The 21,507-nt window shown below is 59.1% G+C and carries 21 protein-coding genes and 1 riboswitch; of the genes, 16 read left to right on the plus strand and 5 right to left on the minus strand.

Going from position 1 to position 21,507, the window contains the following annotated elements:
- Positions 1-141 precede the first annotated feature (141 nt).
- The 5 genes from CDA56_RS27595 to CDA56_RS27615 all read left to right on the plus strand — a co-directional run bounded on the left by CDA56_RS27595 (position 142) and on the right by CDA56_RS27615 (position 6,276).
- Complete coding sequence (locus CDA56_RS27595; RefSeq protein ID WP_047723893.1) at positions 142-1,470, plus strand: glycoside hydrolase family 10-like protein; 1,329 nt, start codon at positions 142-144, stop codon at positions 1,468-1,470.
- Between the two features lie 51 nt (positions 1,471-1,521).
- Positions 1,522-1,974 carry a nuclear transport factor 2 family protein gene (locus CDA56_RS27600; RefSeq protein WP_025108372.1) on the plus strand — a complete coding sequence of 151 codons (453 nt, stop codon included), beginning with the start codon at positions 1,522-1,524 and terminating at the stop codon, positions 1,972-1,974.
- A gap of 126 nt (positions 1,975-2,100) precedes the next feature.
- Positions 2,101-2,523, plus strand: a complete 423-nt coding sequence (locus tag CDA56_RS27605; protein ID WP_102802869.1) for a hypothetical protein — start codon at positions 2,101-2,103, stop codon at positions 2,521-2,523.
- A 16-nt stretch (positions 2,524-2,539) separates the two neighbouring features.
- Positions 2,540-5,647: a multidrug efflux RND transporter permease subunit gene (locus CDA56_RS27610; RefSeq protein ID WP_102802868.1), complete on the plus strand. Its 3,108-nt coding sequence runs from the start codon at positions 2,540-2,542 to the stop codon at positions 5,645-5,647.
- An 11-nt stretch (positions 5,648-5,658) separates the two neighbouring features.
- On the plus strand, positions 5,659-6,276 hold the full coding sequence (locus CDA56_RS27615; protein ID WP_014229339.1) for a TetR/AcrR family transcriptional regulator: 618 nt from the start codon (positions 5,659-5,661) through the stop codon (positions 6,274-6,276).
- 57 nt (positions 6,277-6,333) lie between these two features.
- Here the strand turns inward: CDA56_RS27615 and CDA56_RS27620 are convergent, their stop codons facing one another.
- Together CDA56_RS27620 and CDA56_RS27625 are read right to left on the minus strand one after the other, a co-directional pair.
- On the minus strand, positions 6,334-6,894 hold the full coding sequence (locus CDA56_RS27620) for an RNA polymerase sigma factor (protein WP_103814516.1): 561 nt from the start codon (positions 6,892-6,894) through the stop codon (positions 6,334-6,336).
- 5 nt (positions 6,895-6,899) lie between these two features.
- Positions 6,900-7,325 (minus strand): hypothetical protein, encoded by a 426-nt coding sequence (locus CDA56_RS27625; protein WP_064374966.1) that lies wholly within the window; start codon positions 7,323-7,325, stop codon positions 6,900-6,902.
- A gap of 54 nt (positions 7,326-7,379) precedes the next feature.
- Between CDA56_RS27625 and ykgR the strand changes: the two genes are divergently transcribed.
- Positions 7,380-7,628 (plus strand): small membrane protein YkgR, encoded by a 249-nt coding sequence (gene ykgR, locus CDA56_RS27630; protein ID WP_064374965.1) that lies wholly within the window; start codon positions 7,380-7,382, stop codon positions 7,626-7,628.
- A 60-nt stretch (positions 7,629-7,688) separates the two neighbouring features.
- Here the strand turns inward: ykgR and CDA56_RS27635 are convergent, their stop codons facing one another.
- Positions 7,689-8,831: an alpha/beta hydrolase gene (locus CDA56_RS27635; RefSeq protein ID WP_064374964.1), complete on the minus strand. Its 1,143-nt coding sequence runs from the start codon at positions 8,829-8,831 to the stop codon at positions 7,689-7,691.
- A gap of 168 nt (positions 8,832-8,999) precedes the next feature.
- Between CDA56_RS27635 and CDA56_RS27640 the strand changes: the two genes are divergently transcribed.
- From CDA56_RS27640 to CDA56_RS27680, 9 genes are all read left to right on the plus strand, one after another.
- Positions 9,000-10,034 carry a LacI family DNA-binding transcriptional regulator gene (locus CDA56_RS27640; RefSeq protein WP_014229335.1) on the plus strand — a complete coding sequence of 345 codons (1,035 nt, stop codon included), beginning with the start codon at positions 9,000-9,002 and terminating at the stop codon, positions 10,032-10,034.
- Between the two features lie 184 nt (positions 10,035-10,218).
- Positions 10,219-11,142 carry a sugar phosphate isomerase/epimerase family protein gene (locus CDA56_RS27645; protein WP_009652232.1) on the plus strand — a complete coding sequence of 308 codons (924 nt, stop codon included), beginning with the start codon at positions 10,219-10,221 and terminating at the stop codon, positions 11,140-11,142.
- Between the two features lie 14 nt (positions 11,143-11,156).
- Positions 11,157-12,329 (plus strand): Gfo/Idh/MocA family protein, encoded by a 1,173-nt coding sequence (locus CDA56_RS27650; RefSeq protein ID WP_064404905.1) that lies wholly within the window; start codon positions 11,157-11,159, stop codon positions 12,327-12,329.
- A gap of 153 nt (positions 12,330-12,482) precedes the next feature.
- Positions 12,483-12,584, plus strand: a riboswitch (TPP riboswitch).
- 69 nt (positions 12,585-12,653) lie between these two features.
- Positions 12,654-13,349: a TenA family protein gene (locus CDA56_RS27655; protein ID WP_064374962.1), complete on the plus strand. Its 696-nt coding sequence runs from the start codon at positions 12,654-12,656 to the stop codon at positions 13,347-13,349.
- The gene (locus CDA56_RS27660; RefSeq protein ID WP_064374961.1) at positions 13,346-14,074 is read left to right on the plus strand and encodes an ABC transporter ATP-binding protein; all 729 of its coding nucleotides are present in this window, start codon (positions 13,346-13,348) and stop codon (positions 14,072-14,074) included. The genes CDA56_RS27655 and CDA56_RS27660 overlap by 4 nt, the downstream gene beginning before the upstream one ends.
- Positions 14,071-14,811, plus strand: a complete 741-nt coding sequence (locus tag CDA56_RS27665) for an ABC transporter permease (protein ID WP_064374960.1) — start codon at positions 14,071-14,073, stop codon at positions 14,809-14,811. The genes CDA56_RS27660 and CDA56_RS27665 overlap by 4 nt, the downstream gene beginning before the upstream one ends.
- A 24-nt stretch (positions 14,812-14,835) precedes the next feature.
- Positions 14,836-15,771 (plus strand): ABC transporter substrate-binding protein, encoded by a 936-nt coding sequence (locus CDA56_RS27670; protein WP_064374959.1) that lies wholly within the window; start codon positions 14,836-14,838, stop codon positions 15,769-15,771.
- A gap of 307 nt (positions 15,772-16,078) precedes the next feature.
- Positions 16,079-17,464 (plus strand): diaminobutyrate--2-oxoglutarate transaminase, encoded by a 1,386-nt coding sequence (locus CDA56_RS27675; RefSeq protein WP_009652210.1) that lies wholly within the window; start codon positions 16,079-16,081, stop codon positions 17,462-17,464.
- Positions 17,465-17,473: 9 nt separating this feature from the next.
- A complete protein-coding gene (locus CDA56_RS27680) occupies positions 17,474-18,955 on the plus strand; it encodes a pyridoxal phosphate-dependent decarboxylase family protein (RefSeq protein WP_165795115.1) in 1,482 nt (493 codons plus the stop codon).
- Positions 18,956-19,297: 342 nt separating this feature from the next.
- Here CDA56_RS27680 and CDA56_RS27685 read toward each other — a convergent pair whose 3' ends face one another.
- Positions 19,298-20,086 (minus strand): SDR family NAD(P)-dependent oxidoreductase, encoded by a 789-nt coding sequence (locus CDA56_RS27685; protein ID WP_032719072.1) that lies wholly within the window; start codon positions 20,084-20,086, stop codon positions 19,298-19,300.
- A 116-nt stretch (positions 20,087-20,202) separates the two neighbouring features.
- On the opposite strand from CDA56_RS27685, the gene CDA56_RS27690 reads away from it, so the two are divergent.
- Complete coding sequence (locus CDA56_RS27690; RefSeq protein ID WP_064374958.1) at positions 20,203-20,751, plus strand: TetR/AcrR family transcriptional regulator; 549 nt, start codon at positions 20,203-20,205, stop codon at positions 20,749-20,751.
- A 2-nt stretch (positions 20,752-20,753) separates the two neighbouring features.
- Here CDA56_RS27690 and CDA56_RS27695 read toward each other — a convergent pair whose 3' ends face one another.
- Positions 20,754-21,497 (minus strand): glutamine amidotransferase, encoded by a 744-nt coding sequence (locus CDA56_RS27695; protein WP_004850813.1) that lies wholly within the window; start codon positions 21,495-21,497, stop codon positions 20,754-20,756.
- Positions 21,498-21,507 lie beyond the last annotated feature (10 nt).

Consider the following 21,507-nt stretch of genomic DNA (forward strand, 5'->3'; position numbering starts at 1 on the left):
AACCATTGCGCGGCGCAGGAGGCGTTTTCTGCGTCTGAGGTTTGCGTGCTTATGCCGCCGCATCTGTAGCTAAATGATTGACTTAAAGCCGAATAATACGAAAATGACTCTTTTGTGCGATGACCAGAAAAGCTGGCAAATATGATGACGATCCGCTCTCGTAAGTTTATTCTGAACAAGGTGAAAATATCCGCGGTAGCTATAGCTGCCGCGCTGCTGTTAGCCCACTGCGGTAGCAAACCGCCCGTTTCTCTTGTCACGCCCATGCCGCCCGCGGCCCGCCAGCCGACGTTGCCCAAAAGCCAGGAGCCGGTGCGCGGCGTCTGGCTGACGACCGTGTCGCGCCTCGACTGGCCGCCGCTGGAATCCGTCAATGGCGGCATTAGCGCCGAACGGCGCATCGCCCTGCAGCAGCAGGCGCTGGTTGCCAAGCTGGATAATTTAAAAAGCCTCGGCATTAACACCGTCTTCTTCCAGGTGAAACCGGATGGCACCGCGCTCTGGCCATCGAAGATTCTGCCGTGGTCCGATATGCTGACCGGCAAAATCGGTGAGGATCCGGGCTACGATCCGCTCAAATTTATGCTGGATGAAGCCCATAAGCGCGGCATGCGCGTTCATGCCTGGTTTAACCCCTATCGCGTCTCGGTCAATACGCGGCCGAAAACCGTCACCGAACTGAACAGCACGCTGTCGCAGGTTCCCGCCAGCGTATACGTCCTGCACCCTGAGTGGATTCGCACCTCCGGCGATCGCTTCGTGCTCGATCCGGGCATTCCGGAAGTCCGCGACTGGATCACCAGCATCGTGGCCGAGGTTGTGGAGCATTACCCGGTTGACGGCGTCCAGTTCGACGATTACTTCTACACCGAATCACCGGGATCGGCCCTTAACGACAACCGGACGTTCCAGCAGTACGGCCAGGGCTTTGCCGCGAAAGCGGACTGGCGGCGGCACAACACGCAGCTGCTGATTGAGCAGGTTTCCCGCACCATCAAGCAGCTGAATCCCGATGTTGAATTTGGCGTCAGTCCGGCAGGCGTCTGGCGCAACCGCTCCCACGATCCGGCGGGTTCAGATACCCGCGGCGCAGCGGCCTACGATGAGTCGTATGCCGATACCCGCCTCTGGGTCCAGCAGGGATGGCTGGACTACATCGCGCCGCAGATTTACTGGCCTTTCGCCCGCGACGCGGCCCGCTACGATGTGCTGGCAAAGTGGTGGGCTGACGTGGTGAAACCCACCCGTACCCGCCTCTATATCGGCGTGGCGCTGTACAAAGTTGGCGAGCCATCGAAGAACGAACCTGACTGGATGATTAGCGGCGGCGTGCCGGAGCTGAAAAAGCAGCTTGATCTGAATGAATCCATGCCGCAAATTCAGGGCACGATTTTATTCAGAGAGAATTACCTCAATCAGCCGCAAACCCAGCAGGCCGTTAACTACCTGAAAAGCCGCTGGGGAAGCTGATGCACTCACCTGACAGGCCAGGCGCCTGGTATCAACCCCACCGGAGGATGTATGTTGAAAAAATCGATCGTCGCCTTTTCCTTGTTCTGCGCTCTGACGCCCGCCGTTTTTGCGGGCAACAGTGAAAATGAACAGCTGAATAAAAAGAATGTTATTGATTTTTATAATAAAGCGTTAAATGACAAAGACTTTGCCGCCGCCAGACCCTATCTGGGAGACCGCTACGTACAGCATAACCCGATGGCGAAAGACGGCGTTGCAGGCTTTGAGCAATTTATCGCCTTCCTGAAGAACAAATATCCCGACTCGCACAGCGAAATTAAGCAGGCGTTTGTCGACGGCGATCATGTGATCCTGCACGTTGAGGTCACCGGCCGCGAGCCGGGCGTGACGCGGGCGATTATCGATATCTTCCGCGTCGACGAGCAGCATAAAATCGTTGAACACTGGGACGTGACCCAGAACGTTCCGCAAAAAACCGCCAGCGGCAACGGCATGTTTTAAATCCTGAGCAGGCGTATCCTGCTCATCCCCCCTCGCTTTCCCCGTTTACTCTTCGTACAGATGAACGCTTGTTTAAACAGTTTATTTACTTTACTGTAAAGTAAATAAACTGGCGGAGTGAATCTGATGATTAACAAAGAAAAATGGGGAAAGCTTTTTTATTTGATTGCATTAGCCATTTTCCCCTGCGCGATGAACGCCGCTTTACCCAGCCTGCCCGCGCAGGGCGCCCCGCTCTATGATGCCTGCTCGCACCTACAAGAACCGTCCGAGGCCTGGCGCTGTCGCGCCCTGCTCATTAGCCAGCGCGTGGAACAGCGGCAACGCTATCTGCACTTTTTACTGCAGCAGAATATTTTCAGCATTCAAACCTACGACTATCTGTGGAGTGAGTACCAGCGTACGACGTCATGTTCTGAGATCGGCGCCTTCTTGATGAGCAAAGTCCACAATGAGGCATTCCATGGGCTGCCCTTTACCCCGCTTCCGCCCGACGATGCGATAAACGCGCCACCCGCCGTGTTTGCTCTGCAAGCATCCCTTAACTGACCGAAGGTGCACCACGATGCTGGCTCGCTTTTTTGTGTTTCGCCCGGTTTTCGCCGCCGTCATTGCCATCTGTATTATGGCGGCCGGCGCCCTTGCCCTGCTGACCCTGCCGGTGGAACAGTATCCGGATATCGCCCCGCCCGGCGTCAACGTCACGGCAACCTACCCCGGCGCCTCGGCTGAAACCGTGGAAGACAGCGTGACGCAGGTGCTGGAGCAGCAGATTAAAGGCATCGACGGCCTGCTTTATTTTTCCTCCAGCAGCAGTTCAGCGGGCCAGGCGCGCATTAGCCTCAGTTTTGATCAGCGCATTAACCCTGACATGGCGCAGGTACAGGTGCAAAACGCCGTCAATCAGGCTATCACGCGCTTACCGCAGGAGGTGCAGCAGCAAGGGATCGCGGTGACCAAATCACAGGGAGACAGCCTGATGGTGGTGGCCCTGTACGATCAAACGCGAACGCTAACCAGCCTTGATATCAGCGACTTTCTCGTTAGCTCCCTGCAGGAGCCGCTGAGCCGGGTGGAAGGCGTGGGGGAAACGACCGTTTTCGGCGCCCAGTACGCGATGCGCATCTGGCTCAATCCGCTGCAGCTGACCAGCTACGGTTTGATGCCCTCCGATGTGCAGGCCGCCGTCGAGGCGCAGAATTCTCAGGTCACCAGCGGCGAAATTGGTTCACTGCCTACGCTGGAGGGGCAGTATCTGAACGCGACGGTCACCGCGCAGTCCCGCCTTGAGCGTCCCGAACAGTTTGAAAACATTATTCTGCGCACCAACAGCGACGGCTCGGTGGTCTATCTGCGCGATGTCGCCCGGGTGGAGATCGGCGCGGAAAACTATCAAAACCAAACCACGCTCAACGGTTTCCCCTCCGCCGGGATCTCAATTCAGCTGGCATCGGGGGCTAACGCGCTGGCGACGGCGGAGAAGATCCGGGCGGAGGTCGAACGCCTGACGCCGCGCTTTCCGCAAGGCGTTGTCGCCGCTTACCCGCGCGACAGCACGCCGTTCGTGACGGTCTCTATTGAAAGCGTGGTGCGTACGCTGATTGAGGCGATTCTTTTTGTGGTGGCCGTCATGTACCTCTTTCTTCAGAGCTGGCGGGCTACGCTGATCCCGACGCTCACGGTGCCGGTGGTTCTGCTCGGCACCTTCGGCATCCTCAGCCTGCTGGGCTACAGCATTAATACCCTCACCCTGTTTGCGATGGTTCTGGCAATCGGTTTACTGGTTGATGACGCCATCGTGGTGGTGGAGAACGTTGAACGCCTGATGGCGGAGGAGGATCTTACCCCGCCTGAAGCCACCCTGCGCTCGATGAATGAGATCACCGGCGCGCTGATTGGCATCGCGCTGGTTCTCTCTGCGGTATTTATCCCGATGGCGTTTTTCGGCGGCTCGGTGGGAATTATCTACCGCCAGTTCAGCGTCACCATCGTCTCGGCAATGGCGCTCTCTGCGCTGGTGGCGTTAACCCTGACGCCGACGCTGTGCGCCCATCTGCTTAAACCCGGGCACCTTAAAAAAGGGCGATTCTTCACCTGTTTCAACCGCGGCGTCGCCGCCAGCCAGAACCGTTACCTCGCCATACTCCGGCGGATAATCGTTCGCCCGCTCCGCTTTGTGCTGCTGGCCCTGACGCTGACGCTTTTGATGCTCTGGCAGTATCAGAAGCTGGCCAGCGGCTTTCTGCCCGAAGAGGATCAGGGCGCGGTGATGGTTCAGTTTACGCTCCCATCCGGTTCGCCGATGGCGATGACCGAGGCGGTCGGCGCGGACATTACCCGCTATTTCATGGCCGAGGAGGAGGATAACCTCAACGTCATCTTTATGGTCACCGGCAGAAACAACGCCGGCAGCGGGCAGAACGTCGGGATGGCCTTCGCCGAACTAAAGCACTGGGACGCACGTCCCGGGGAACAGAACAGCGCGCAGGCGATTATCGCGCGGGCGAACCGGTACTTTTTAAAAAACGCCCGGCTGGCCACCATCAGCGTCATGTCGCCGCCTACCGTACGCGGACTCGGGCAGTCGAGCGGCTTTGAACTCTGGCTGCAGGACAGCGCGGAAAACGGCCGCCAGGCGCTCATCGAGGCGCAAACCACCCTCCTCACTGCCGCCAGGCAAACGCCGACGCTGGACGCCGTGCGAATTAACAGTCTGGAGGAGAAAGCGCAGCTGCAGGTGGATATCGACAGACAAAAAGCCCAGGCCCAGGGGTTGGATCAGGCCGCCATCAATAGCACCCTCTCTGCGGCCTGGGGCGGCGTGTACATCAACGATTTTATCGACCGCGGGCGCGTCAAGCGCGTGTATATGCAGGGGGATGCGGCCTGGCGTTCGACGCCGGATAATTTATCCGCCTGGTTTGTCCGCGGCGACAGCAACAACATGGCCTCCTTCGACAGCTTCTCATCATTCCGCTGGACTACCGGGCCGCAAATGCTCCAGCGGTTTAACGGACTGTCGGCCGTGCAGTTTCAGGGAAACGCGGCGCCGGGCGTCAGTTCCGGTGCGGCGATGGCGACGATGTCCGAACTGGTGGGCGAGTTGAGCGGGTTTGAAAGGCAATGGAGCGGTCTATCCTGGCAGGAGCAGACCTCCTCAGTGCAGACGTTATGGGTATACCTGGCGTCGCTGGCCTTTATGTTTTTGTGTCTCGCCGCCTTATATGAAAGCTGGTCGATTCCTGTCGCCGTACTGCTGATCGTCCCGTTAGGCATTCTGGGGGCCGTGAGCGCTTCGTTGCTCGCCGGATACGAAAACGATATCTACTTTCAGGTCGGTATGCTGACGACCATGGGGCTTTCCGCCAAAAACGCGATTCTGATCGTTGAGTTCGCCCTGGCGCGGTTTCAGCAAGGTAAAACGCTGGCCGACGCGGCGCTGGAGGGCGCTCGCCTGCGCTTGCGCCCCATCGTGATGACCTCACTTGCATTTGTTGTCGGCGTTATCCCTCTGGTACTCTCTACCGGCGCCGGCGCTTCCAGCCAGCGTGAGATTGGCGCCGCGGTGATCGGCGGTATGCTCACCGGGACGCTGCTGACCTTGCTCTTCGTTCCACTCTTTTTCCTGCTGGTACAGCAAGGAATGATGCGCCTTAAAGGGCGCAAACGGTAAGGACTCAATTGATGGGAAATCAACGCGGGCGGCCAATGAAAGCCCGCCCACGCATTTTACAAACCGCCCGTGAGCTGTTTCTCAGCCACGGGCTTGATGTGTCGCTGGATACCATTGCCGCCGAAGCGGGTACCACGCGCCCGACGCTGTACAGCCATTTTCCCGGCGGTAAAGACGCGCTGCTGCTGGAGACGTTCGCGTTTCTCAATGACACCATGCAGCCGCCCCTGCGCCAGCTTTTGCAGGATCGTCAGCAGGATCTTCCCGCGCTGCTGCGCGGGTTTGCGAAAGTGGTGCAACAACACTTTTATGCGCCGGAGAATATTCACTTTCAGCGCCTGCTGATTCAGGTGCTGGTGCAAAAGCCCGAGCTTTACGTCACGCTCGAACAGCGCCCCTCAGGCCGCGTATTGCAGGCGCTGAGCGATATCCTGGCGCAGAAACAAGACGAAGGTCTGCTGACCCTCAGCGACCCGGAGCTAGAGGCGACGGCGTTTCTCGGCGCGATTATGGGCTATCCGCTGCCGGGGGCCTTAATTGCGCAAAAAGCGGTGGCGCCAGAGAGGCTGGAGCAGCTCGCCGAATGCGCGATTAGCGCCTTCCTCACGGCCTGGGGCTACAGGCAATAATTCAATCAGCGGCTTAAACGCACCTCTCCGGCCCCTGCAGCAGGAGCCGGAGAACGCCTAACTGGCCAGCAGTTCATCGTACAGCGCGCGCAGGCGGGTACGAAGGTAGAGTACCGCTTTATGCTTACGTGAGAGCAGCGCCTGTTCGCTGACGCCGGACTCCTCTGCCAGCTCCCGGTAGCTGTAGCCATGCAGTTCGGTTTTCTCAAAGGCTTTACGCTGGGCGGGCGGCAGCTCCGAGAGCGCCTGACTTAATTCCTCCCAGAGCAGCGCTTTCAGATACTCATCCTCCGGCGTTTGCGCAACGCCAAACAGCGTTTCGGCCAGCTCAACCTCGGGAAAATCGCCCTCTTCCTCGTCGCTGAAACCGCCCGCCAGCGGCAGCTCGCGCTTTTTTCTCGCCCTGTCGGTCATCTCGTTACGCGCCGCCCGGAACAACCAGGCGGCGATATTCTCCACCGGTTGCTCGACGCGAATGAGCTGATACGTCACTTCCTGCAGGATATCGTCCGCCTCATCGCGCAGCGGGGTCCGTCCGCGAATAAAAGCCTTCAGCCGCGACCGGCAGGCATCGAGAGCGGAAACAAGCCGTGATGGCGCCACGATCCTGTTTTTCATTGTGCTCACTCGGGATCCGCGCTTTTAGGCGAACTCTCCTGCTGCGGAGCATGCTCGCTGCGGCGGTCGCGCCAGCCGCAGCGGCCGCGATGCCCGCGGTGGCCAAAGCGCTGCACAAACTCATCGCGCTGCTCCGGGCTCATGTTCATCCAGCGTTCATGCATCCGACGCCGCGCGTTACCGATGCCGAACATTCCCGGGCGAAAGCCGAGGCCGCCGAACAGGATCCGCGACAGCGCCAGCACACCTAACGCCTGCCAGAAGCCAATGCTCTTCACCCCAAGGATGGCCGGCAGCAGCGCATTCCACAGCGACATCACCAGCAGCCCAAGAATGGCGATTAGCGCCACGCCGATAAGAAGCGGCTTCGCCATTCTGTGGCGGCCAAAGCGGTGATGGTGCTGCTGACCGTGCATATCGATATCTCTCATCGTCTGTTTACCTCATTACGCTATTGAATAATTACCCTGTGCGGAGGTAGACGAATGAGCGGGCAAAATATTGCTGAGAATAGTAAAAAAATTGACACGCTTTATTTGTATGACAAATGTTTTTTATGTGATCTCCATCACCTACATGCAGGCGCGACGGCGGTAACGTTACCCGGTGATTCATTGAAAAAAGAGGAAGTTATGAACGCGGTAAAATCACTAAAAGCCGACTGGGCGATTATTACGCTGATGATTGTTGTCGCCGTCGTTATGTATGGCTATCTGATCCCCAAATACTGGTAATCGACGCCATACCTGTACTGAACCGCCCCTTGCTCAGGGCGGCTCATCATCCCTTCGCCGCTACCGCTTATCGTTGAGCGTCTTAATCAAAAACGGCACCGAGTCGCGTAAAGACGGGTTAACCGTACCGCTATGATCCAGCCCCTCATAAATATGCACGTCCGCACGGGTTCCCGCGCTTTTCACCGCATCCGCAAAGCGTTTTTGCATTGCCGTCGGCACGTTAATATCCGCGCTACCAATACCGATAAACACCGGGTGATCGATTTTCAGCGTCGGGTAGAGCATGGCGCCCACGCTGGCGTTTAACAGCGAATCCACCCCCGGCTTCAGGGCGTTAGCCGCATTCAGACCGGCCTTCATCACTTCATCGTTGAGCGGCGTAATGCATAAATTGCTCGCCTCTTTCAGCAGCGGCAACGCTTTATCCTGGAAATAATCAGCCGGATTGAGCTGCGGGTTGCTATCGGCAGCCGAGAGGTAAATATAGAAAATATAGGGTATTTTCGGGTCGCCGCCGCTCGGCGCTTTGCCGCCTGCCGGCGGAAGAATGTCGGCTGCGGTGGTCCCCTTCTCAAAATACGGCGTTCCGGTCAGCACCGTTGCGCGAACATTCAGCTCCGGCGCGTAGTGGGGTTGATATCCGGCGCTGGCGAACGCGGCGTGCGCGCCCTGCGACTGTCCGACCAGAATGAGTTCATTTTTCAGCGGGAACTGTTTCAGGGCGGCGCGAACGCTATCAAGCACGCTCCACGCTTCGCCGCGGGCATTAAGATAGTGGTGCAGGCCAGACGAACCCAGACCGGCATAATCCGGCGCGACCACCGCGTAGCCCAGCGACAGCCAGGTGTTCAGGTACTGCTTATCGCGATCGCTGCGCGGGTTTAACGACGGCGCGCAGTGATTAGCCACGCCCACGGTACCATGGGCCCAGACCACGACCGGCCATCCCCCTTCCGGGGTGGCGCCAAACGGAATAAAGACCGCGGCGGTATCTTCACGGGGGGTTTTGCCGTCCACGCCGCTGCGGGAGGGATAGCGCAGGAGATACTGCTTTGCCGCTTCGCTTAAGCCATTTCCGGCGCTGAGTGGAGAGACCGCGTCGCTATTATCGGCGGCGGCGCTGGCCGGGACCGCGCTCATGGAGAGCAGTAGCAGCGCAGAGGTGGCGGCGAGGAATTTTTTTGAGAGGGAATACGTCATAACATCCTGTTCCTGAGTGGGGATGCACTTAGTGTAGACCCTGGCGGTTGAATATCAGGTCAATGAAGCCAGCGCGGCGAAATGATTTTCCTGAAGTCTGACCCGCCTCGCTGTTTGCCTGTCACAATAATGATAGCTTTTTATCATTACCCTCAAAGGAAGAGAATCATGTCAGCAAAAAAAGTCACCATGGCGGATATCGCCAAAGAGGCCAGAGTCGGTATCGCGACGGTGGACAGGGTCCTCAATAAACGCACGCCCGTGAAAGAGAGCACCGAACGTAAAGTGCTGGAATCCGCGCGGCGCTTAGGCTTCGCGCTGGAGCAATCCCGCTATCGGCTGGCGGCGGATCGGCCGGCGGTAGCCCTCAGAATGGGCTTCATTCTGCTACAGCAGTCACACTCGTTTTACCATCAGCTGGCGCAGGCGCTGGAGCAGGCGGCGTTACCGTGGCATAGCCCGGCGCAGGCCCCCGCTTTCCTGCATTATGATATTAACGCCATCGACGATATGGCCGCCGCGATCGCCCGCCTGAGCGATACGGTCGACGTTATCGGTATTGTCGCGCTGGATAATCCGCTTATCCGCCATGCGGTCGTGCAGGCCATCGAGAAAGGCGTCCGCGTCTTCACCCTGCTCTCCGATATGAGTATCCCGCAGCGTACCGGCTATATCGGGCTGGATAACCAGAAAGCGGGCCGCACCGCCGGTTGGGCGGTGGACAGGCTGTGCCACGACGACGGCGAAATTGGCATTATCGTCGGCGATAACCGGTTTATTTGTCAGGAAAGCTGCGAGATAAGTTTCCGCTCCTACCTGCGTGAACAGGGCAAAGGCGATCGGGTGCTTGAACCGGTGCGCAGCCACGAACGCGCCGATGTCGCGCGCCAGGTCACGGAAGAGATGCTGCAACAGTACCCCGATCTGAAGGCCATTTACGCGCCCTGCGGCGGCGTGGAAGGGATTGTCGCCGCCCTGCGCGCGCGCCAGCGCCAGCATCAGGTCACCCTGATTTGTCATGGCCCGGTGGATAGCGGCGAGCTGGCGCTAATTGACGGCACTATCGATCTCATGCTTACCCATCGGCTTGATGAATTTGCCGCCGCCACCATCAACGCGTTTGTCCACGCCGCCAGCCAGCCGCAGGCGGCGTTTATCAACGCTCTGCAGCCGTTTGACCTCCTCACTAAAGAAAACCTCTGATTGCCGCAGGCGCGGGTAAAGTCGCCGCGCCCCGCTTCAGCGCTGTGTTTGATAAAAAACTATCATTTACGCTATCAAAATAAACCTTGAATCCCATCAAAGAATTTAAATTTCATCATTGTTGGATATGAAATTTTCATTCAATACTGGTCATGTTTTCTCCTCATCTGAAAAGGAAGCCATCATGACCATACATATTGCCAACGCGCCGTGCAGCTGGGGCGTCGATGATCCCAAAAATCCTTATCTGCCGCCGTGGTCCAAGGTACTGGAAGAAGCGGCGACCGCCGGTTATAAAAGCATTGAACTGGGCCCGTGGAGCTATCTGCCGACCCGGGCCGATGAACTCAGCGCAGCGCTGAATAAACAGGGGCTGTCGCTGGTTGCCGGAACGATCTTCGACGATCTGGTTAGCGAAGAGAACTTCGCGAATATTGTCGAACTGACGCATAACCTCTGCCGCAACCTGTCGCAGGTGCCGTCGGCGGAAAAGACGCCGGGCAACCCCTTCCAGCCGCCTTATCTGGTCATTATTGATTTCGGCAATCCGCAGCGGGCGAAATATGCCGGGCGCGGCGAGCTGGCTCCCCGCCTGTCACCCGCCGACTGGCAGCGGATGGTCGACCACATTGTGACCATCAGCCGACTGGCGTGGCAGGAGTACGGCGTTCGCCCGGTTATCCATCCTCACGCCGGCGGCTGCATTGAGTTTGCCGATGAAATCGATCTGCTGGCGGCGCAAATCCCCCATGACGTAGCCGGTTTATGTCTCGACACCGGCCATCTCTTCTATTCGGGTATGGACCCCATCAGCTGGCTGGATCGCCATTTTGATCGCCTTGACTACCTGCACTTTAAAGATGTCGACCCGCAGGTGTTCAGGAGCGTGATTTCCCGCGGCATCGACTTCTTCTCCGCCTGCGCGGAGGGGGTGATGTGCCCGCTCGGCAGCGGCGCCATTGATTATCCGGCGGTGCGCGCCTTTCTCGACAAGCGGGGCTATCAGGGCTGGATCACCATTGAGCAAGAGCGCGATCCGCGCAACGTCGAGGGCAGCCTGCAGGCGGTCACGGAAAGCCTGCGCTACCTGCGCTCGGTTGGTTTTTAATCGGGAGAAAACACATGATTAACGGTATTAAACCTGTTGGCCGCTCCTTGCGCTGGGGCATGGTGGGCGGCGGCGGAAGCAGCCAGATTGGCTATATTCACCGCTCTGCGGCGCTGCGTGACGGATCGTTTACCCTGCTTGCCGGAGCCTTTGATATTGACCCCCAGCGCGGGCGCGAGTTTGGCCAGCAGCTGGGCGTGGAGGCCGGGCGCTGTTACCCCGACTACGAAACGTTGTTTCGCGAAGAGGCGGCGCGGGAAGACGGCATTGAAGCGGTCTCCATCGCCACGCCAAACAACACCCACTACGCCATTTGCCGCGCGGCGCTGGAGGCCGGACTGCATGTGGTCTGCGAAAAACCGCTCTGTTTTACCGGCGAAGAGGCCGATGCGCTGGTGGCCCTGAGCGAAAAACAGCGCAAAATCATCGGTGTCACCTACGGCTATGCCGGGCATCAGCTGATTCTGCAGGCGCGGCAGATGATTGAACAGGGGCTGCTGGGCGAGATCCGCATCATCAATATGCAGTTCGCCCACGGTTTCCATAACCAGCCGGTAGAGCAGGATAACCCCAGCACCCGCTGGCGGGTGGACCCGAAATTTGTCGGCCCCAGCTACGTGCTGGGCGATCTGGCCACCCACCCGCTGTTCCTGGCGGAGACCATGGCGCCGAAGCTTAATATCACTCGCCTGATGTGCTCCCGCCAGAGCTTTGTCAAAAGCCGCGCGCCGCTGGAGGATAACGCGCATGTGCTGATGGAGTACGACAACGGCGCCGTAGGGTCGATGTGGTGCTCGGCGGTCAACAGCGGCTCAATGCACGGACAGAAAGTCCGCATCGTCGGGGAGAAAGCCAGCCTGGAGTGGTGGGATGAACAGCCGAACCAGCTGCGCTACGAAATTCAGGGCGAGCCGGTGCGCATCCTCGAACGCGGAATGTCCTATCTCGATCCGCTGGCCCTGCAGGACGACCGGATCGGCGGCGGCCATCCCGAAGGGCTGTTTGAGGCCTGGTCGAATCTGTATCGCCGCTTTGCCATCGCCATGGATGCCACCGACCGTCGCGACGCCGCTTTGCTGGAAAACTTCTGGTATCCGGATGCCAGAGCCGGGGCGCTCGGCGTGCACTGGGTCGAGAAGTGCGTACGTTCAGCAGACAGCGGCGCCAGCTGGGTAGAATTTCACTGATCCTTTGATAATACGCGCCCGGCAAGGCATCAGCCGCCGCCGGGCTGCCACGATGCAAAAAAGCCCTTTCTCGCGACACTCACACGTGACAACGTCACCTTTCCTCATAAAATTCACAGCATTGTAATCAAAAAGGGAATGTCGTATAACAAGGGCCAAACCGAGGGGTGTCCCGTGAGGGCTGAGATGGCGTAAGCCGAACCCTTTGAACCTGATCTGGGTCATGCCAGCGAAGGGACGGGTCGGCATTTCCGCCAGTTTTGCGCCATTGCCTGTTCACACTTCTTTCAGCACGCCCGGATCTCCCTTTTTTCAGGAGGTCCTGTGATTCTTCCCGCGTTTACCCAGGGTATTTATGGTCGTCTGCGTCAGCAGGCCGGCGCCGACTGGCAGCACTACGTCGCCCACCCCTTCCTGCGCCAGCTCGCCGACGGTACCCTCCCCGAGCCCGCTTTTCGCCGCTATCTGACGCAGGACTATCTGTTTCTGATCCACTTCGCCCGCAGCTACGCCCTGCTGGTCAGCAAGCTGCGCACCCTGGCGGAAATGCGCGCTGCCGCCGCGTCGATGAACGCCATTCTCGACGAACTGCCGCTCCACGTTGGCTACTGCCGGGAATGGGGGCTGGATGAAGCGACGATGGCCGCCGAAACGGAAGCCGCGGAAACCGTCAACTACACCCGCTACGTACTGGACATTGGCCACTCCGGCGACGCCCTGGATCTGCTGGCGGCGCTGATGCCCTGCGTGGCCGGCTACGCGGAAATCGGCCTCGGCCTGCTGCACGATCCGGCGACCCACTTAGCTGACAATACTTACGCCTCGTGGATCCGCAACTACGGCGATGAGGGTTACCTGAACGGCGTCAATAACGCCATCGGCCTGCTGGAAACCCTCTGGCAGCAGCGCGGCGGCGAGGCGCGTTTCGCTGAACTCAGCGCTATTTTCACCACCGCCACGCGTCTGGAGGCTAACTTCTGGCAGATGGGCCTTAACGCCGTCGCGGAGCGCCCGGCGTGACGGCTCCCGGAATTGAGGTGCACGGCCTGGGCCTGCGCTTTGGCTCGCGGCAGATCTTCGACAATCTGACGTTCACTATCCCCGGCGGCCAGTGGGTATCGCTGCTGGGGGCCAGCGGCGCCGGAAAGACCAGCCTGCTGCGTATTATCGCCGGGCTGGCAAAAGCCACCGCCGGTGAGGTTCGCGCCAGCGACGGGCAGCCAATAAACAAGCGGCTGGCGTGGATGGGGCAAAAAGATCTGCTGTATCCGTGGTTAAGCGTGCGCGACAACGTCTCGCTTGGCGCGCGTCTGCGCGGGGAGCGCGTGGACCATCGGCGGGTTGCCGAGCTGTTACAGCAGGTTGGCCTTGAACACTGCGCCGGCGACCGCCCGGCCGCCCTCTCAGGCGGCATGCGCCAGCGTGCGGCGCTGGCGCGTACGCTCTACGAAGACCGGCCCATCGTGCTGATGGACGAGCCCTTTTCCGCGCTCGACACGATTACCCGCACGCGCATTCAGACCCTGGCCGCCGGGCTGCTGGTAAACCGCACCGTCGTGCTGATCACCCACGACCCGATGGAAGCCTGCCGCCTGAGCCACCGTCTGCTGGTCCTTTCCCCCGCTCCCGGCGGGATTGACGACGGGCATCACCTCTCCGGCATGCCGCCGCGAACGCCGGACGACCCGGCGCTGTTGGCCAGCCAGGCGGAGCTGCTGCAACAGCTCATAAGGGCTAACGGATGAGCGCAAAACTGTTTCGCGCCGCCGTGGTGTTCTGCGGCCTGCTGCTGCTCTGGTGGCTGGCGACCCGCAGCGGCATTCCCGCTTTCCTGCTGCCTTCACCCGAGGCGGTGGCAAGCGCTCTGTGGGTCAACCGCGCGTACCTCGGCGAACACACGCTGATCACATTAAGCGAGATCCTCAGCGGCCTCGCGCTCGGCGTTCTGCTCGGCGTGATCCTGGCGCTGTGCATGATTGTCTCGCCTCGCCTTCAGCGCTGGCTGATGCCGCTGGTGCTGACCAGTCAGGCGATCCCGGTTTTCGCCCTTGCCCCGCTGCTGGTGCTGTGGTTCGGTTTCGGCATGAGCGCTAAGGTCATGATGGCGGTGCTGGTGATTTTCTTTCCCGTCACCTCAGCGTTTTTTGACGGTCTGCGCCGGGTTAACCACGACTATCTCGATCTGGCACGCACGATGGGGGCCTCTTTTGGCGCGCAGCTGCGCCACGTTCGCCTGATGGCTGCCCTTCCGGCCCTCGGTTCCGGCCTGCGGATGGCGGCCGCCGTCGCCCCCATCGGGGCGATCATCGGCGAATGGGTCGGTTCAGCCGAAGGATTGGGCTACGTGATGCTTAACGCCAACGCCCGTCTGCAAACCGATATCTGCTTTGCGGCCCTGTTTATTCTGGTGCTACTGACCGTCCTGCTCTGGCTGGCGGTGGATGCTTTCTTACACCGGCTGATTAACTGGACGCCGGAATAACGCTCTTAAATAAAAGGACTAACCATGCGTAAACGTGTTTATGCCGGTATGACGCTTGCCGCGCTGTTCAGCGGTCAGGCGCTGGCCAACGAGAAACTCACCCTGGTGCTGGACTGGTATATCAATCCCGACCACGCGCCGATCCTGGTGGCCGAACAGATTGGCGCCTTTAAAGACGCGGGGCTGGACGTCAAGATTGTGCCGCCGTCCGACCCGGCGCTGCCGCCGCGGCTGGTCGCCGCCCGCCAGGCGGACCTGGCGATTACCTACCAGCCGCAGGTGCATTTTTTTGCTGATGAAGGGCTGCCGCTGGTCCGCGTCGGCACGCTGATTAATTCGCCGCTGAATACGGTGATCGCGCTGGATAAAAGCATAAAATCTCCCGCCGATCTGCAGGGCAAAAAAGTGGGGTATTCGGTGAGCGGCATCGAACAGGCGACGCTGGCCACCATGGCGCAGCATGCGAAAATCGATCCCAAAAGCATCAAGCTCATCAATGTTAACTTCCAGCTGACCAGCGCCCTGCTGGCCGGACAGGTCGACGCGGTCATTGGCGGCTATCGTAATATCGAAGCGCTGGAGCTGAAGCTGCAGGGGAAAGATCCGCAGGTGATGAACGTTGAGGATTACGGCGTACCGGCCTACGACGAGCTGGTGATTGTCGCCAACCGGGATGAAGTCCACGCGGCGAAAATCAGGGCCTTCCTCAAGGCGCTGCAAAAAGGCGTCGCTTACCTGCGCGCTCACCCGCAGGAAACCTGGCAGACGTTTGCCGCCGCGCATCCCGAGCTCAACACCGAACTGAACAAGCAGGCATGGCTGAAAACCCTTCCTCTGTTTGCCAGCGATCCGGCGGCGCTGGATAAACCACGGTATGAAGCTTATGAACAGTTTTTATATAACAATAAGTTGGTGAAAAAAGTCACACCTTTAACAAATTATGCGGTTGAGCTGCATTGAGTCATGCCATTGCTGGCGGAAACTTTTCGCCAGCAATGCCCGCCCGGCAGTATTAAAAAACGAGAAACTTCCTCACTAATAATTACAATTTTAAAGGTCTTTTATCCTTTAAAACACCTGATTTAAATCAAATGGTTACGTTGGTTTTTGCCTGTGTAAAAATAACGTAAATATACCTTAATCAATAAAACGTTGAATGCGTATCTAAAAAGCCATATATTGTGCCCGCTTTAATGCATGGCGATTCAATTTCTTACACCAATTTATTCAACCAGCGCTCAACCGTAACGCTGGTTGTGGGAGTGATATGATGACGGATAAAGTCCGTATTGATACTTTAGGCGCAGATTTATTAGATGCAAACAACGATACCTTTTTGGCCCGTCAGGCTGAATTCGAATCGAATGTCAGGAGCTACCCGCGCAAGCTGCCCCTTGCGATTACCAAAGCGGAAGGCGTCTGGCTGACCGATGCGGATAATAAACAGTATCTGGACTGCCTTGCCGGCGCAGGTACTCTGGCACTCGGCCACAACCACCCTGATGTGCTGCAGAGCATCCAAAGTGTCATTACCAGCGGCTTGCCGTTACATACTCTCGATCTGACCACTCCGTTAAAAGATCGCTTCTCTGAATACCTGCTTTCCCTGCTGCCGGGCGAAGGCAAAGAATACTGCCTGCAGTTCACCGGTCCGTCCGGCGCTGACGCCGTGGAAGCGGCGCTGAAGCTGGCGAAAAAATACACCGGCCGTTCTTCCGTGATCAGCTTCTCCGGCGGCTACCATGGAATGACCCACGGCGCGCTGTCCGTCACCGGCAACCTGTCGCCAAAAGCGGCGGTTAACGGCATGATGCCGGAAGTGCAGTTTATGCCTTACCCGCACCAGTACCGCTGCCCGCTGGGTATCGGCGGTGAAGCCGGCGTGAAAGCGCTGACTTACTACTTCGAAAACCTGATCAATGACGTCGAAAGCGGCGTGCGTAAACCGGCGGCGGTGATCCTGGAAGCCGTTCAGGGTGAAGGCGGCGTGAACCCGGCTCCGGTCGAGTGGCTGCAGCGCATCCGTAAAGTGACTCAGGAACACGGCATTCTGCTGATCATCGATGAAGTTCAGGCTGGCTTTGCGCGTACCGGTAAATTCTTCGCCTTCGAACACGCGGGCATCGAGCCGGACATTATCGTGATGTCGAAAGCCGTTGGCGGCGGTCTGCCGCTGGCCGTTCTCGGTATCAAAAAGCAGTTCGACGCCTGGGAACCGGGTCACCATACCGGCACCTTCCGCGGCAACCAGCTGGCGATGGCCACCGGCCTGACCACCCTGCGCCACCTGAAAGACAATAACATTGCGGATAAAACCGCCGCTCAGGGCGAATGGCTGAAAGGCAAGCTGGCCGAGATGCAGAAACGCTATCCGGTGATCGGCCACGTTCGCGGTCTGGGCCTGATGATCGGCATCGAGATCGTTAAACCGAACGAAGCGCCGGACCACATGGGCTGCTACCCGGCGGATGGCGAACTCTCCGCGCTGCTGCAGAAGAAATGCTTCGAAGCGGGTCTGATCCTCGAGCGCGGCGGCCGCCACGGCTGCGTGCTGCGTCTGCTGCCGTCCCTGCTGATCAGCAACGCTGAGCTGGAAATTTTCTTCGACAAATTTGAACAGGCCCTGCTGGCCGCCGGCGTAAAACCGGTCTGAGTGGAGTAAGTGACCGCAATGTCCAAGTTGAATCCGATTCTTGCTGGTTCCGCGCAAAGTATTGATGCCTATCAGCAAGCGATCGCCCAGACCAGCCAGGCGGTAGCGCAGTGGCTGCAGCAGCCTGAAATGTATCAGGGGAAAAGCGTTGACGAACTGCGTGAGCGTATCACCCTTGATTTCAACGAACAGGGTCTGGGCAACCAGGCGGCGATTGAACGTGCGATCGAGTACTTCCTGAAAGACAGCCTGTCGGTACATCACCCGCAGTGCGTAGCGCATCTGCACTGCCCGAGCCTGGTGATTAGCCAGGCGGCGGAAGTGCTGATTAACGCCACCAACCAGAGCATGGACTCCTGGGACCAAAGCCCGTCAGCCACCATCATCGAGATCAAGCTGATTGAATGGCTGCGCGATCAGGTCGGCTACGGTGCCGGCGATGCGGGCGTTTTCACCAGCGGCGGCACCCAGAGCAACATGATGGGCCTGATGCTGGCGCGCGATGCCTTCTTTGCCCGCCGGGGTCATTCCATCCAGCAGGATGGTCTGCCGGGCGATATTCGTCAGTACAAAGTGCTGTGTTCAGAAAACGCCCACTTCTCGGTGCAGAAGAACATGGCGCTGATGGGCCTCGGCTACCGTTCCGTGACGCTGGTGAAAACCGACGAATTCGCGCGGATGGACGTGGCGGATCTGAAAGCGAAAATCGCCGAGGCGCAGGCTAACGGTGAACAGATTATGGCCATCGTCGCCACCGCCGGCACCACCGACGCGGGGGCAATCGACCCGCTGCGCGAGATTGCGGCCGTCGCGGCTGAGCACCAGATCTGGCTGCACGTTGACGCGGCCTGGGGCGGCGCCCTGCTGATGTCCGAGAAGTATCGCGATCGTCTGGACGGCATTGACTTAGTGGACTCCATCACCCTGGATTTCCACAAGCAGTTCTTCCAGACCATCAGCTGCGGCGCGTTTCTGTTAAAAGAAGCCCGCCACTATGAGCTGATGCGCTATCAGGCGGCCTATCTGAACTCTGAGTTCGATGAAGAGCACGGCGTACCGAACCTGGTATCCAAATCGCTGCAGACCACCCGCCGCTTCGACGCGCTGAAGCTGTGGATGGGCCTGGAGGCGCTGGGCCAGAAGCAGTACGCGGAAATCATCGATCACGGCGTGACGATGACGCTGAACGTGGCGGATTACGTCAAAACGCAGCCGACGCTGGAGCTGGTCATGCAGCCGCAGCTGGCGAGCGTGCTGTTCCGTTCCCGTCCGCAGCAGATGGCGGGCAGCGACGATGCCGCGATCGCCCTGCTCAACCAGCGGGTTGGCGATGCGCTGCTGGCTTCCGGTCGCGCTAACGTCGGCGTGACCGAGCACAACGGCGTCACCTGTCTGAAGCTGACGCTGCTGAACCCGATCGTGACGTTAGAGGACGTGAAGGTGCTGCTGAGTCTGGTAGAACGTACCGCCCAGGAGCTGCTGGCGCAGTAAATTTGTTTTCGCATTAACCTTGAAAGCCGATAACTCACCTTATCGGCTTTTTTATTGGTTTTTCGCCCTGAATTTGTGACGTTGTCACAATATTGAGGCTACCGGCCTGAAGATGGCTGTGAACCTGTAGCCCGGACAGGTGCGCAGCACCGCCTCCGGGTATTCTGCCACTCAGCGCTCTTCTCCCGGGGGCGGCGCAAAGCGCCTGCCCGGGCTACCGGCCCGATGATAGCTGTGCGCAGCACCGCCTTCCAGAGGCGTTGTATCTGCGCCGGGCGTGACATGGCGGGATGTTGTCGCACCGTGTATCGACTCTCCTTTCCGATACACGGTGCGACAAACTCACGATCGCGACAGGTAACGGGCCGCGGGTTCAGATTGCGCAAAGCCGGGGAGCATGGCCTGACGCGTCGCGTTCAGCGTCTGCCACTGCGTTTCATCATGCAGCGGCGGTATGGTCACCGATTCGCGGCGGTCGAACCCCACCAGGGCGGCATCCACCAGTTTATCCACCTCCATGACGCCGGGAATGGTATCCACGTCTTTGCCGCTGTGCTGCCAAATCTCGGTGCGCGTTGCCGCCGGCAGTACCGCCTGAACGTATACGCCTTTCGCGCTCAGCTCAACGTCGAGTCCCTGCGAGAGAAACAGCACAAAGGCTTTCGTGGCGCCGTAGACGGTCAACCCCATTTCCGGACCCAGCCCAACGACCGACGCAATGTTGACAATCGCCCCCTCTCCGGCCTCGGCCAGACGCGGCGCGATCGCGTTCGCCAGGCGAGCCACTGAGGTCACGTTGAGGGTAATCAGGCGAGTGATATCGTCACTGCTCTGATGGAGGAAATCACCGGGAATCGAGGTGCCGGCATTGTTGACCAGAATCCTGATACGCGCGTCTTCCCGCAGCCGCTGCTCCACGGCGGCGATGTCGCTATCCTGGGTTAAGTCGGCCTGCAGGATGTCGACCTGAACGCCGGTTTCGTCGCGCAGCCGCTCGGCCAGCGCCGTCAGCCGCTCGTGATTACGCGCGACCAGCACCAGGTCATGGCCGCGGCGGGCAAAACGTTCGGCATAGACTGCGCCAATTCCGGTCGATGCGCCGGTTACCAGCACCGCTGATTCACTGCTCATAGGTGTACTCCTCAATTTATACATGATGGTCGTCATGTATAATGGCACGGGCTGGGTATGCTGTAAATAATGTTATATGATGGTCATCATAAATAATTTCGCAGCAGGACGACGCCATGAGAGTGAGCAGAAAACAGGTTGAAGAGAATAAGCAGACAATCCTGACCGCCGCCGGGCGGTTGTTTCGCGAGCGGGGTTTTGACGCGGTCACGGTCACCGATATTATGAAATCAGCCGGTCTGACCCACGGCGGATTCTACGGCTACTTCAAATCGAAGGATGACCTGATCGCCCAAACCCTCGCGGAACTGAAGATGGAGAACGACGTGGCGAAAAACGACGTCGTCGCGCAAATCGAGCGTTATCTTTCCCCCGAACATCGGGATAATTTTGCCAGCGGCTGCCCGCTGGCGGCGCTGGCGGCGGAGACCATCCGTCAGTCCGAACCCGCGCGTGACGAAATGAGCGCGCGGCTGCAGCAGCAGATAGCGCAGCTCAGTGAAGCGATGGATGATCGGGACGCTCAAGCCAGCCGCCGCGCGGCGATTGGCAGCTGGTCGGCCATGGTCGGCGCGTTAATTCTGGCGCGGATGACCGCGGATTCAACGTTTTCCGACGAAATCCTCGGTGAAACGGCGGCCTGGCTCGCGGAAAAACAGCGCTGAGGTTAAGCCGGGTTCAGGTCTGGCTGCAGGTAGCCTGCGACAAAGCGGGTCAGAATCGCCGAGGCCACCGGGCTCTCCACAACGTCACGACTCAGCCTGTCCGGGTCAACCCCCTCGTTGCGCAGCGCCGCCTGGCGGAACGCGATCAGCGAGCGGGCAATCGCCGGGGTGATCTCCGGATGAAACTGCGTAGAAACGGCATGCGCGCCGTAGCGTACAATCTGGTGAGGATCGTGCTGCGACGAAGCCAGCACCTTCGCCCCTGGCGGTAATCGGGTGACCGTTTGCATATGCGTGAGGTGCGCGCTGAACGGCGCCGGGTGGTCAGCCAGCAGACGATCCGCCAGGCCGTGTGCGGACAGTGAAATGGTTTTACTCCCGGCTTCGCGTCCGGCTGGATGGTAGTCCACCTCACCCCCCAGGGCGTGCGCCATCAGCTGATGCCCGTAGCAAACGCCAAACAGCGGCATCTCTATCGCCATCGCCTCGCGGATCCAGGCCGCGGTCATTTCACTCCACGGCAGGCGTTCGGTCACCATATCCCAGGAGCCGGTAATCACCGCGATGGTCGCGTTATCCGGCGCGGGAAGCGGCTCTCCGGCATAGACGCGCGCCACGCTGATTTTTTTGCGCCACGGCGCCAGTAAATTGCCAAACCAGAGGGGAAGATCGCCGTGGTCGGAGACGATTTCATCCGGCGGAGTCCCGGTTTGTACAAGAAGAAGCGTATTTCGGCTTAACGACATCAGAGCGCCT

Origin of the sequence: Klebsiella michiganensis, assembly GCF_002925905.1 — a bacterium.
Taxonomy (GTDB): Bacteria; Pseudomonadota; Gammaproteobacteria; order Enterobacterales; family Enterobacteriaceae; genus Klebsiella; species Klebsiella michiganensis.